This is a genomic window from Citrobacter freundii complex sp. 2025EL-00176 (assembly GCF_053309355.1).
The window spans coordinates 1-15,108 of record NZ_JBRYHT010000004.1 but is presented as its reverse complement, the minus strand read 5'-3'; the positions used below and the strand labels follow the sequence as shown (position 1 = coordinate 15,108).

Annotated in this window: 6 protein-coding genes; all 6 read left to right on the top strand. The window is 50.2% G+C overall.

The window, feature by feature from the left end; translation table 11 throughout:
• Positions 1–183 precede the first annotated feature (183 nt).
• Positions 184–750, top strand: coding sequence for a fimbrial protein (locus ACVXHP_RS10745; RefSeq protein WP_316130186.1), 567 nt, complete (start codon positions 184–186; stop codon positions 748–750).
• 47 nt (positions 751–797) lie between these two features.
• A complete protein-coding gene (locus ACVXHP_RS10740) occupies positions 798–1,535 on the top strand; it encodes a fimbrial biogenesis chaperone (protein ID WP_447571428.1) in 738 nt (245 codons plus the stop codon).
• Positions 1,536–1,567: 32 nt separating this feature from the next.
• Positions 1,568–4,141, top strand: a complete 2,574-nt coding sequence (locus tag ACVXHP_RS10735; protein ID WP_447571427.1) for a fimbria/pilus outer membrane usher protein — start codon at positions 1,568–1,570, stop codon at positions 4,139–4,141.
• Positions 4,138–5,142, top strand: coding sequence for a fimbrial protein (locus ACVXHP_RS10730; protein WP_316130183.1), 1,005 nt, complete (start codon positions 4,138–4,140; stop codon positions 5,140–5,142). The genes ACVXHP_RS10735 and ACVXHP_RS10730 overlap by 4 nt, the downstream gene beginning before the upstream one ends.
• 17 nt (positions 5,143–5,159) lie before the next feature.
• Entirely contained in the window at positions 5,160–6,893 is a 1,734-nt protein-coding gene (locus ACVXHP_RS10725; RefSeq protein ID WP_447571426.1) for a ShlB/FhaC/HecB family hemolysin secretion/activation protein, read from the top strand.
• Positions 6,894–6,910: 17 nt separating this feature from the next.
• On the top strand, positions 6,911–15,108 hold an 8,198-nt coding region (locus ACVXHP_RS10720; RefSeq protein ID WP_447571425.1), incomplete at its 3' end, for a two-partner secretion domain-containing protein.

Genomic DNA, 15,108 nt, shown 5'->3' with positions numbered 1-15,108 from the left:
AAGAATATTATTTAATAAAATTATAATATTCCTTCCAATCTTCCCCTCCTGCTTTTATTACAGCAGCCATACATAAATTAAATATATGTTTAATTTTAAGATTATATTTATGACCAGTGCATAGCCTTTGAAATATAGGATATATATAATTCAATTTCCAAGATTTTACATGGGTATTTTTATATGAACAAGTTGAACAAGGCTTTATTAATGACCGTGCTTTCCTGCGTCGGTGCCGCAGCGGCTGCTGATGATGGGAAAATTACCTTTGAAGGAACAATTAGCGATGCTACCTGTACGATTACAGGTGGTGACGCACAAGGTGAATCCACTTCTCCTGATTTCACCGTACATTTACCTTCTATCAGTACTACCGCGCTGGCGGCGGACGGGCAACGTGCAGGTGATACTCCATTCCATATTACGTTAAGTGGCGCGAACTGCACCGACGGTAAGATTGCCAGCGTTTTCTTTGAACTGGCACAAAGTACCAATATTGATACCACTACCGGTAATTTAAAAAACACCGTCGCTAAAGACAGTGGTGGTGCAGATAAAGTTCAGGTTGGCTTACTCGACTCTAATAAAGCGATTCTGAACCTGAATACCGCCAACGATAATGCGAAAACTGTAACCGTTACCGGAAATACGGCTCGCTTTGATTACTGGGCACAATATGTCGCCGTTGGCGGTGCATCAACTGCAGGCCAGGTTTCCACCGACGTCATTTACTCCATTAAATACCAGTAATTATTGACGATTGTCCCGCTTAGTAATTTTCTAAAGGATTAGGCCAGATGTTAAAGATATCTCTTAAAACTTGTGCTCTGTTTTTTACACTGGCCTTTTCTTTTGCAGCCAGTGCGACAGTTCAAATTTTGTCTACCCGCGTGGCGTTTAATGCCAACGAGCAGGAACAAACTGTGCGTATTAACAACATCGGTAAAACGCCGGAGTTAGTACAGATGTGGCTCTCCAGCACCGATAAAACCGATGGTGTAGAAAAAGAGCAGTTGCCGTTCTTTATCAACCCACCTGCTGCGCGCATCAATGCGCAGAAAGGTAAAGTTTTCCGCATATTCCAGACGGCTGAAGCGCCAGCAAAATACCCTAAAGATCGTGAAACGGTACTGTGGCTCAACGTACTGGATATTCCGCCAGAAACACCAGAGGACATGAACAAAAACCAGCTAAAAATGGCGTTCAGAACACTCATTAAATTTTTCTACCGCCCGGCAGGTTTAAAAGGTAATCCAATGCAAGCGGCAGATGAATTAACGTGGCAACTGCAAAAAGCAGCGAAAGGATATGATGTTATTGGCACCAATAAATCCCCTTTCTACGTAAGCATGTCTAACGTATGGCTAACGGATGCTAAAGGTAATGATGTCATGATCGACGGACAGATGATAGCACCGTATAGCATGTTGGTTTATCACTTCCCGCAGGTTAACGCCATACAGGGAAAAGGCATATTCAAATATAATTATATCACCGACCTTGGTGCTTATATTAAGCGAACGCATAACTTCTAAGAACCATCAGGAATATTGACCAGGACGGTATAATGCTTATGTTTAATAAACACACCTGCAGACGGCTGGCTGTCAGTAGCGTTTTTACGTTAGTGCTAACTGCCTCCTCAATCGCTCACGCTCAGAACGAAAATAAAACCATCAGTTTTTCGCATGGCTTTATGAGTTATTACGATAGCGGGATCGATCTGTCACAATTTGACGGTGCTGCAAAAATACAGCCAGGCGAGTATAAACTTGAGGTTTATAGCAACCGGCAACTCGTCGATACCTGGTCGGTTACGTTTATTACCGCCAAAAATAAGCAAGGTTTCAACGCCTGCATGACGCCAGAAATGATCATCCGCTTTGATGTAAATACATCAAAGCTTCCCCCAGACTGGAAATCGTCAAAGTGCATCATTCTTCCTGAGATAATTAAAGGGGCAACGGTAAATTACGATCAGGATGAAGAGCAGCTTAACGTCACGATTCCACAGGCGATGCTGCTTAATACTCCCGTAGGCTATGTCAGTCCGGAATTATGGGATGAGGGCGTTCCGGCGCTGATGTCTTCCTATACACTGAGCGCAAGTAGCTCACGCTACCGTTCAGCCCAGGACAACTCGAACTATATTTTCAGCAACCTGCATAACACCCTTGCGTTGGGGGCATGGCGTTTTACTACCTACGATAGTCTGGCTACGGGCAGCGACACGGATAACTCCGGCATACAGCACATTCAAGCCTATGCCGAGCGAGCGATTGCCCCACTGCAGTCCCAGATAGTAGTAGGCGATCTCAATACCAGCGGTGATTTTTTTGAAACCACCGCAGTGCGCGGTGTGCGCCTTGCCACTGACGATCGGATGCTTCCTGACTCGGTGCGTAACTATGCTCCCATCGTCCGTGGTGTTGCCAACAGTAACGCAACCGTGACCATCAAGCAGGCGGGTAATACCCTTTATGAAAAAGTGGTTCCACCAGGCGAGTTCGCCATCAGCGATCTCTATGCCACCGGCTACAACGGCGATTTGGAAGTCACGGTAAAAGAAACCGACGGCAAAGAGTCGCATTTTGTGGTGCCCTATTCCAGCGTGCCGCAGTTGTTGCGTGAAGGCTATTACCGCTACTCCCTGGCGGCGGGCGAAATCCGCGACACCTGGCTTCAGGAAGATCCTCAGGTGATTGAAGGAACGCTGCAGTACGGCCTGTTCAACAATTTTACCGGTTATATGGGCGGTCAGAGCGCCTTTGAGGGCGACTACGCCGCACTGATGGCCGGTTTCGCTATTAATACTAGCCTGGGAGCGTTGGGTATTGACGTTACCCGTTCGTTTACCCACTTCGATGGTCAGCCTGAGAGTCAAGACTGCGGCACATTCTGCGATATGAGCCTGCGTATCAGTTTGGCAAAAACGTTACCGACGACGGGCACAAACTTCAGCCTGATTGGGTATCGCTATTCCAGCGCCAATTTCTACTCTCTGAACGATGCGGTGAGCCTTAAGCGTTCGATTGAATCAGACGACAACGACTATTTTCCAGAACGCTATCGCGAGCGCCTGGAAGCCAATATTAACCAGACGCTTCCCGATGGCTGGGGCAGTTTTTACCTTAGCGGGTTTGTGGGCAACGTCTGGAACGAAGAGCGAGGGCATAACGAAAAGTCGAACTACGTTGTGGGCTATAACAACCAGTTTGGAGTTTCCACTTGGGGGATTTCGCTCGGTCGCACCAACAATGACGACGGCAGCCATGAAAACACGCTCTATTTAAACATGAGTATGCCGATAGGCCATCACTATGAAAAACAGGCTCGGCTGGGCGCTAACTTTAGCTATAACAGTGACGAAGCCAGCTTCCGCACCTCATTAAATGGTTCTGCAGGCGAGCGCTCTCAGTTTGGCTTTGGTGGCTACTTTAGCCAGACCAACACCCCGGATACTAACTTCGGCATGAACCTTTCTTACACCGGCGAAAGTGCCTCCGGCGGCGTGACCTACAGCCAGTCTCGGGACAGCTTCATGGGTGGCCTCAACATGAACGGCGGAATGGTATTGCACGAGGGTGGCGTGAACTTTGTCCCTACCCTGGCGGACACCATTGGCATTGTTGAAGCGAAAGGAGCTGAAGGATCGCGAATTTATCCAGACGCAAATGCGGTAATCAAAGATAACGGCTACGCCATCGTCAGCTATTTAGTGCCTTATAAATACAACGAGATCTATGCCGACCCTAAAGGCACGGCAATGAACGTTGAGGTAGACGATACCCGTAGAACCATCGTTCCAACCTCCGGTGCCGCGGTATTGATCAAGATGGATACCCTGGCGCAGAGCCAAAGTTTCGTCCGCTTCATACTGCCTTCCGGGACTCTTATTCCTTTCGGTGCATCGGTGCTTGACGAGTCCAATACTGCCGTTGGCATGGTAGGACAAAATGGTCTGGCAATGGTGTCGCTCAAAGAGGGTCAAAACGCCCTCACTGTGCAGTGGAAAAAGGATAAAAAGCCGGTGCAATGCCGTGCTCACTATAAGAAGCCAAAAGCTGTAGATAAAGAGACAGCCGAGGACGCCTTAAAAGCTGCAGAAATAATCTGTACTATCAATGAGATAAAATCATGAAACGGACCTTTACGGCAGCACTGTTTGTCTTGTTCGCTGCATTTATTTCCCTGACAGGAAATAACGCCTGGGCGGCCCACTGTACGCTAACCTCTCCGTTAGCCACGCTAAATATTGCTGATAACATTACCCTAAATCCGGCTGAAAAAGGGGTTACCGGCACCGTATTGTGGAGTAAAACCTACCAGGTTCCGAATGTTAGCTATAATTGCGACGCATCCACGCAGTCCAGTTGGCATTCCAGCTATACGCGAAGCTATATCACATCACAGATCGATCACGTCTACGGCACGGAAATTCCTGGCATCGGTATTCGCATGCGCTGGCCTTCACAGGGAACGTCATCATGGCTGCCCGGTAATTCCGGCTCTCCGGTGACTTGTTCAACAGGCTGTTCAGTCAAAAACAGTACCGTGCTGGTGGAGTTTGTGCAGACTGGGGCGCTTAACCCAGGGGAAAGCTATATTCCGGCGGGTGCCATAGCGGAAGCCTCCGTTATTCCTACTGTAGATACCAGCGAAAAACTGCCTATTCTGGCCATTAACTTTAATACCGCCATTAAGGTTATCACGCGATCTTGCTCTATTTATTCCTCTGCAGTTAACGTCGATCTGGGAACCTACAGCATTGCTGATTTTCAGAACAATGAATCGAAACAGGGGGATAAAAAAGAGTTCTCTATCACCGTTGGCTGTCCGTCTGATTCGTCGATTACTCTGACCTTTACCTCGATGAATAAAACTCCCCTTGGCGCGTTAACAGGGGTTATCGGTGTGGAAAGCGGTGAGGGTTATGCAAAAAACTTTTTAATTCGTCTTTACGAGAAGGGATCTTATTCCAACCCGCTGAAGATTGACACCCCGCTGACATATTCAGCCAACCCCACCTTAATTAAAACCTATCAGGCGCAAATATATGTTACCGGGGATGTCAATCGTCGGACCGATCTCACCCCCGGGCAGGTTGTCGGCGCTATTCAATACACAATGGTAATCAATTAACACTCAGGGAGAGAGAAATGCGTTGTGTTTCATATTATAAAAAAATCATTTACTTATTACCGTTGTTGCAAGTGGCGCATGCCGCCACGCTGCCATCGATGCAGAGCAAACAGGAACTGGACCGTTTAGAACGTCAAAGCAATCAGTATTTGATTGAAGAAGCCAAAAGAACGGAGGCGCTACTGCAGCAACAGCGTGCGATGCGCGGCGAGGATACATCATCCGGGCTGCCGGCCGATTCTACGTGGAAGTTTACTATCAGTCACATTGAGGTGCTTGATGACACCCTTTTTGACAACTCTCCGCAGCGGGAAGAGATTATTCAGCGCTATCTGAACCGTGAGCTGGGTAAAGTCGAAATATTTAGCCTGGTGAAAGAGTTAACGGATTTTTATATTTCCCGTGGATATGCTACCACCTTAATAAGTATTGACCCCGGAAATATTAAAAGCGGTACGCTCAAGCTACGCGTGCTGTGGGGGAAAATAAACGATTTTAAGGTTAATGGCCAGGAACCTGGCTTCCGCGATCGGACGAGACTATTTTCCGCCTACCCCTTTGCTAAAGGTAAAGTGCTCAATATGCAGGATATCGACCAGACGGTCGAGAACCTGTTACGCGTCTCATCTGCAGATAATATTAGCGTAGAGCCGTCTGTAATTAACGGCTATTCAGACCTGAATCTCCTGAAACAATCCACCTTTCCGCTTGAAGCTGCAGCGGGTCTGAATAACTCCGGTACCGAAGCCGAAGGATGGCAACAGTATTACGGCAGCATTACCGCCAAAAATATAGCTGGGGTGAATGACGTATTTAACGCCTACTACTCCTGGAACGACCTGAAAAACAATAATGATAAGCAGGACTCGTGGTCCTTTAGCTATAGCGTGCCGCTGGGCTACTGGGCTTTTGATGCCAGCTATTACAAATCAGAATATGAAAAAGAGTTAGATGGCGGATTCGGCATTTACGATTCCGACGGCACCTCCGATCGCGCGTCACTGCGCGTCAGCCGGATGCTGGTACGTGGCGCTACGGGTAAAACCAGCGCCTGGGTGAAGGTCGAACGCCGCGACAACTATAACGGCATTGAAAACGCTCAGATTGATGTTAGTTCCAAAACCTACACTTCGCTGGCGTCAGGCCTGACTTACGTCGGTGCCCTGGGCGGAGGCTGGTTTTATGGCGACCTGAGCGTGACCGCTGCCGTTCCCTGGTTTGGTTCAGCCCATAACGACGATAAAGATTTAGAGGGCTTCGACGTCGACTATCTGAAGTACAACGGGATTGCCTCCTGGACACGTCCGTTGTTTAAGTTCGGCAGGCTGGGCATGACCTATGAACTGAACAGCGGCTTCCAGTACACGCCGGATGTATTAGTGAGCGATGCGAAAGTCACCATTGGCGATGAATATACGGTACGCGGCTTCAAAGACGACAACGTCATGAGCGACAGCGGCGCGTGGATCGCCAATAGTCTGCAATTTCCCTTCGATATTGGGCTAGCGGGTATTTCCCAGCTCACTCCTTTTATTGGCTATGACATCGGCCTGACCAAAGATAACTGTCCTGAAGGCGTAAACACCTGTGACCGCCAGTTCATGATGGGCGCATCCGTGGGTGTGAAAGCCACGGGCAGCCATTTCTCGTCCTCCATTACGGCAGGGTGGCCAGTTAGGAAACCAGACTCCATGGAAGAGGATACTGTCGACAACGCAGTGGTTTATTACAAAACGGAAATTAACTTCTAATAAATAAAGGGAAAAAAATGAAAACCAAAAAAATACTCGGCGAAAAAATTTCCGCCAGAAATTTGCACAAACGTCTTTGCCCACTTTATCTGTCGCTAGCCAGCATTTTATCGCCAACAGCTGAAGCGGCCACCACACCGGATCCCAGTCAGTCGAAGGGTCCTACGATGGGTCAGACCGCCAACGGTACGCCAGTAGTCAATATTGCCGATCCTAACGCGAAAGGCATTTCCCTGAATAAATTCAGTGATTTTAATGTTGATAAGCAGGGAATGGTATTTAACAACAGCATGCAGGACGGCGTCACCAAAATCGGTGGATATGCGATCAAAAACGCCCAACTGCAGCACGAAGCCAGCGCTATCATCAGCGAAGTAACTGGCGCGAAAGCCTCCTATATTAACGGTACGATGGAGGTCTTTGGGAAAAAAGCCGACATCATTATCGCCAACGAAAATGGCATCAGCGTTAACGGTGCAACCACCATTAACGCCAACAGTCTGACGCTGAGTACGGGTAAGGTAAAAGAAAATGATGACGGCACCTATCGGCTGGCGGTCGAAAAAGGTGCGGTAACGCTGACCGGCCAGGGCATTAATACCGATGGACTGAGCTATTTTGATATCGTAAGCCGCAGCGCGCAGCTTGAAGGCGAGATCGCTGGTAAAGCCGACATCAAAGTGTTGGCCGGCCAGAACGATTACGATCTCGCCAGCCGTAGCCACACCGTGCGCAGCAAAGGTGACGGTAATGGCCCTTCTGTAGCCATCGACGGTAGCGCACTGGGTTCAATGTACGGCGGCAAAATTCAGCTCATTAGTACTGAATCCGGTGCGGGCGTGCGTCATGCGGGCGGGATTATCGCTAGCAGCGATTTGGAGGTGAGCGCCGACGGCGATATCTCGCTGGCCAACCTGTCTAGTGACAGAAACATTTCGCTGTCGGGTAAGAACATCACCCTGAATAAATCCAGTTCCGGTGTCCAGGCGAAGAACGATGTCATCGTTAACGCACTGGCTGGCGCTACTATTAATAACGACGTGATCTCTACAGCGGGCAAAATTCGCATTGACGCTAGCTCGCTGGTGCAAAACGCCGCTTCACTGGTCACCAACAGTACTGCATCTACCACCGTCCCTGCCATTGAGATTAACGTGGCGGGTCAGTATACCCTGAGCGGGAAACTGCAGGCGCTGGACGCCAACGGTACGCCTATCGCAGATGGCGTCGTCACGCTGAAAAACGGCGATTTCGTGGTGTTGGTCAACGGCAAAGAAGTCCCCTTCGCCTCACTGGTCTCTGACGCTCAGGTCGTTAGCCATAGCGGCGACGTGCAGATTAATGCAGGCAGTATGACCAATAACGGCGGCTCCATGCTGGCCAAGAAAGGCACCCTACAGTTCACGTTGAAGGATACGTTCGTCAACAGCGGTTCGGTCAGCGCCACGGGCGATCTGATTATCGCCTCGGGTTCAATGAAGAATGACGGCATTCTTTACGCGTCGAACAACCAAACCCTTAACGTAGGCAATCTGGATAACAACGGTCGGATCTTCGCCGACAAACGTTTGGTGATGAATGCCAGTGCCCTGAACAACCGTGGCATCGTCGGGGTAAACGCAGGCGCTCTGCAAATTACCAGCACGAGCCTGACCAATAGCGGTACCCTCAGCGGCGATGATGCGGCGATTACGCTTGAGGTGAATGGCGACGTAGATAACAGCGGCGATATCATCAGCAATAAACAAGACGTCACCGTCAACGCACACGGCAAATCACTTAAAAACAAAGGAAAAATTGAAGGCCGCAACGTTTATGTGACGGCGTCTGACGCAGATGCGGCGCTGGAAAACAGCGGCACACTGAACGCGAAACAAAAAGTCCAGGTCAAAACGGCAAAACTGAGCAACAACGGAGGAACGGTCAGTGCGGCTGGCGATGTGGCGCTCACTGTTAGCAAAGAACTGGCAAACACTAACGGCGGTCAGATCCTGGCGGGAGAATCACTATCGCTTGACGGAGCGCATACAACCACCTTAACCAACGATTCTGCGGGCTGGATACAGGGTAAAAACGTCAACCTGACCAATATGGCCTCCATTGCTAACACCGGCGGTGCCGTACTACTGGCTACCGATGTCATGGACCTTTCCGGTGCAGCAACCCTGACCAACAATGCCTCTAATATTCAGGCTACGAGCCTGCTGCTCAATAATATTGATACGCTCAATAATACTAACGGCGCGTCAATCTACAGCACCGACAGCCTGAGCCTTTCCCATCTCAACACACTGAAAAACGACGCTTCCCAGATCGTAGCTGACGGCGCGCTGTCGATGATGGATATCACCACCCTTTCTAACGTAAACAACGCGGCCCTTGTCAGCGGCGCGGAGATGGCCATTAAAAACGTCGCCACTCTCACCAACACTGATGGCGCAGTACTCCAGGCGGAAAAAGATCTTAACGTTAGCAACGTAAACGTGCTGACCAACGGAACTGACGCCGCTATCCTCGCGTCCGGAAACATGACGCTGGACGGTGTGAATACACTCAATAACGATTCAGTGATCCTGAGTGACGGCAGTATCACTGTGCAGAATGGTGATACGCTCAATAATAGCGGTACCGTTCAGGCAGGGACCGATCTCATCGTACGCAACATCAAAAACCTCATTAACGAAGGTAGCGATAGCGTGCTGATGGCTTTGCGCAACCTGACGATTGAGAACATCAATGCGCTGACAAACTCCAACCAGGCGGTTATCACTGCCGGAATGAATACGGTGCTAAACGCCATTGGCGTGGTGAGCAACTTCTCAGGCAGCGTAATTCAGGCCGTGGACGGAGCCCTTACCGTTACTGCCGATACGCTAACTAACGGCGGTACGGTTAACGGCGAATCCTCCACGCTAGTGGCGGGTGGCGACGTGACCGTTACGGCGAATAACGTTACCAACCAGGACGGTGCGGCGATAGTTTCTACCGATAACAACCTGACCCTGAACGTAACGAAAAACCTCGCCAACAGCGGCGGTGCCGTGCTGGCGGGGGGCAAAACGACCGCCCTGAACGTGCAGAATGGCAATATCACCAATACCAATAACGCAGTCATTGCAGGCTACGACGTCAAGATGGAGACTAAAAACCTGCAGAACGACGTTAACGCCTCTATCAACGCCGATCGCGATATGACCCTCACGCTGGCCAGCCTGAATAATCAAGCGGGGGTGATTGAAGCTGGGCGCGATATGGCACTCACGGTCGACAGCAGCCTGACGTTTGACGGTGACAGCAAGGATATTAACGCCGGACGTACGCTGGCGATTACGACTCACGGCGATTTCACCAACAACGCCCAGGTCGAAGCGATTGGCGATATGTCCATTAATGCCGACGGTAACTTCGTTAATAACATGTCTATCGTTTCCGCAGGTGATCTGGGCATCAACGCCAGCAACATTACTAACAGCACCAATAGCCTGCTCTGGACGATGGGCGACATGAATCTCGAGGCACGCAACGGCACCTTTACCAACGGCGTCGGCGGCAACGTGTTGAGTATGGGTGATATGTCGATCATTGCTCAAGAGATATTCAACCAGGCCGGTATCATTCGCTCCGAGCAGAATGTCAATCTTGACGCCGAGGTCATCAGAAACGAAAGCAGCTATTCCGGTGATGAAATCTCGATTACTGGTTACCAAAATGCTTCAGCCTGGTATGAAACGGTCGAGCACGTCACTACCAAGTCCAAGACTAATGTGTCCCTGACTATGCCCATAGTCACATCGGGGCTGCAGTTGGAAAACCTGGCGGAGATCAGCGCCGGTGGCGATATCAATATCAACCAGCGCGGTATCTACAACACCCATGATGTCATTAACAAGGGCGGACTGATTCAGGCCGCGAAAGATATAACCATCACCGGTAATATCTACAACTCACCGGAATACGGTGAGATGTCTATGTATGACTACCTCACACTGCCGTTAGATCATCAGGCGAGTATTTACTACACGTGGCATTTCTGGGACTGGAACCCGACAACCTGGTACTTCGATACAATTTATCAATTCCTGGATTTCGAATTCGGCAATGGTTCTGCGGCGAAAAAAAGCGGCGACAACGATGCGGAAAAAGCGATTTGGTATAACGCCGTGGTGATGACGGGGAATGATTCCACTCTCTTTAATAAGATGATGTCGAGCATCTTCGGTGAAACCTGGCAGACCAACAGCTATGACAAGATGCGTCAGATCTGGGCCAGCGAAACGTCGAATGACAACATCGCGTTAAAAGATAATAAAACGTATTTTGTGCCGGAAGAAAAAGGCGAAATTACTGCGGGCGGTAAATTTACCCAGAACGGCGGCACGATCGATAACGGCATCGCCGATGCAGGCGTAATTAAGAGTAACGGTGACGTCAGCAATATTGACGTGGGTGATTACACCGTGGATACAGTTATTGCCGGTTATGATGTGCAGGTCAACACGAAGAAGATTGATGAGCTGGCTATGGGGATCAGCCCACTGCCAACCATCAAGGATATGGTTTCCATTCCAGGCATGTTTGAAGTCTCCCCGGACTTTAAGAAAACTACGGAAGCAGCTAAGAACGGCACACCGTATCCGGGTCCAGACAATAACATCGTCCCAATTTTTGAAACGCGTCCGTCGATGATAGATCAGAGTGGCTATACCGGATCCGACTATTTCTTCAACCAGGTGGGTTATGATCCGCAACAGCCTGTTAACGTAATCGGGGATAACTACTTCACCTCCGAACTGATCCGCCGTGAGATCTCCAGCTCTGTCGGTAGCTTCTTCGCCATCCGTGACGGTCTGGAAGGCGACGCGCTGGTACAGTATCTGATGGATAACGCCGGCGTAGCGGCCAAAGACAGCGAACTGGGTCTTGTTGTAGGCGAGCCGCTCACTGATGAGCAGCGCAACAACCTGGATTCCGACATCGTCTGGTACGTCAACCAGAACGTGAACGGCGTGGACGTTCTGGTACCAGTCGTTTACCTGTGTCCGGAAACGCTGCACGAGATGGAAACCGGAGAGGTGAACGGCGGCACAGCCACCGTTCACGCAGGCGGCGACATGAATGTGGACGCCGATACCATCAACAATGCCAATGGTTCCATCTCTTCCGGCGGTAATATGACGCTGGTCTCCGATGGCGATATCAATAACATCAGCAACGGTATGAATTCCGGTATATCCGCGGGCGGCGACATTAACATGAGCAGCACCAGCGGAAATATCAACAATAACGGCGCGGCGATCAAAGCCGATGGCGACGTTAATATGTCTGCAGCCCAGGGCGATATCAACATGACCGCCAGCGTCGGCCATGACGAGAGCGGCAAACAGGTCATTCACGCCTTTGACGATGGCGTAACCGCAGGCGGCAGTATCAATATGGAGGCAAAATCCATCACCTCGAACGCCTCCGATATTACCGCAGGTAAAGATGTGAATATGAAGGCCACCGACGGTGATGTGACCTTTAACGATCTGCATGAAATCGACGCCACGCGCGTCATCGATAACGACGTCAGAAACGGCATGAACTTCACCATGTCGGATACGTCGACGACAACGGGCAAAGCTATTGGAGCCAACGTTACCGCCGGCGGTAACATGAGCATTGACGCGAAGAACGATGTCATTATGGAAGGCGGTACCTACAACGCTGAAACCGGCAGTATCAGCGCCGATAATAATGTCACGATCAAAACATCAGAGGATGTTTCGCACTCTGAGGAACACACCAAGAGTCGCGAATTTGTTATGTATGCTGGTGCTAATGGTGGCGGTCAGTCCGTTGAAACCAGTAAAGGGAGCATGAGTGGCGCGTCCACGACGACCTCATCCGGCGACTATGAAAGCGCAGGTAATGAGTCCAAAACATCGGCCATCGGTGAAAAACCAGGTCGTGCGCCAATGAGTGACACTGCGGGATTCGGCTTCCAGTTTAAATCGACAACCGACGATACGGTTATCGACAGCAAGCAGAATACGAATGCTTCGATTAACTTTGGTCAGTCCGGTTCTGTCAATGCTGGTAAAACGGCAGATATTGGCGGTGCCGACCTTAGTGCAGGTGATTCTCTGGCAATTAACGCAGAAGATGTTGCCAGCACGAAGTATCTGGATGAAGAAAAAATCTCTTCGAATCATACCGATACCTCTTTTGGCATCACCGGCGAAGCGCACAGTGCGATTGCCGACACCATTGATAAAACAGGCAATCTGATTGAAAAAGGGAGCGATGGGGAAAATATCAATGCTGGCACGACTACCGCAGAAATTCTGGGTGATGCCTCAAACCTGGCGCTGAACGATCTGGCGGGAGGCTCAATAAGCATAAGCGGCAGTCACTCAAAATCAACGTCAACGTCCTCTTCGGCAACAGAAAACATCAGCCATGTTGATGCTAAAAACATCACAATTAACACCAATAAGGACACCGTCCTTAACGGTGTTGATATGAATGCCAGCAGCGTTGAAATCAACGCAGGCGGCGATGTAGAGATAAACGCGGCCAAATCCACTGCCACCTACGTCGATGATACCCAACAGCACAGCGGCGGAGTTACGGCGGGCGTAGGCGTTGATATCACAGGTATCAGCGGCGGAGCTTCCGTTGACTACAGTGGCAGCAAAGAGCACGGAACCGGAAACTCGACTCACTATACAAACAGTGAAATCACCGCCGACAACGTGAAAATTAAAACCGGTGGCGACATGTCAATGGCGGGTGCGAACATTGAAGCCAATACGGCGGATGTGGATGTCGCAGGCGATATGAATGTCATCTCGCAGCAAGATATTGAACATACCGACAACGCTCGTAAGAACTGGGGGGGTTCAATAGGCGTCGCCGTCACCACCAAAGGAGGCGTTCTTCCAACAGCCGCAGTTAACGCTGGCGGAGGATCTGAAGCTTATGATTCCGCTACGACGGCAAAACAATCGGGCATCCATACCACTGGCGAACTGAATGTTAAGACCGGTGGAGACCTGAATATGGCGGGCTCTCATATCGTCTCCGAAGACGGTACCGGATCAGTGAATGTTGCAGGTAATATCAACGCGCAAGACCTGCAGGATACCATTGAGCAAGACGGTCTGTATGGTGGCGGCGGTATTGGGGGTGCGGGAGTGCCGGGTAAAGGCAAGTTCGTTGCGCCATCGGCTAACATTTATGTGGATACCGTGGATGAAATTCACCATAACGAAACGCAGAAAACAACGATTTCTGTGGGCGATACCACAAGTAAAGCCGTTAACGGTGATATTAACACCAATAAGGATGAGATGTCCGTTGTGACGCGCGATGAAAAAGAAGCGGGTAACAACATCTCCTTCACCCTTGCGGATCCTGGTATTCGTAAGAAGAAAAAAGGCAGCTATGACGTTGACCAGCCTGATGCGCCAAGCGCACGTCAGCATGCTGATAGCACCGACTCCCAGGGGCATGCAGATAGCACTAAACATACTGACTTCACGCCGGCTAAGCCTCCACGCAGTGAGGATGTTCCTGCCGTTGAGCCATCGAAAGCTGATGATCTGAAGCCTGCGCCAAAACCAGCAGACGACACCAGGAAAACGGACTCGACGCCGGTGAAAACTGACGACGTGAAACCGGAGCCGAAACCAGCAGACAGCACGACGGAAACAGACTCGACGCCAGCGAAGACTGACGACGTGAAACCGGAACCGAAACCAGCAGACAGCACGACGGAAACAGACTCGACGCCAGCGAAGACTGACGACGTGAAACCGGAACCGAAACCAGCAGACAGCACGACGATAACGGACACGACGCCATCTGATACCGCGCACAGTGAAGCCGTCCCGGCAGAGACGCCGGCTAAAGCTGACGAACTGAAGCCTGCGCCAATACCAGATAAACCATCTGTGCCAGCGGATAGCTCTACGCCGAAGAAAAAATGGGATGTTCCGAACACCAAGTACCCAACTCTCTCTCCAGGCTCTGCAACAGGCAAGACCGGCATGGATATGCCGAAAACGCCAGCGCACCGAAAGTGGAATGGCGATATGACCAACGGTGTTGCGCCGTCGAGTAATCCGAATGGAACCGACGTCAAGCTCTCACCAGGCTCTTCCACCGGCCAGAGCGGTATGGATATGCCGAAAACGCCGGAACATAAGCAGTGGAATGGCGATATGACCAA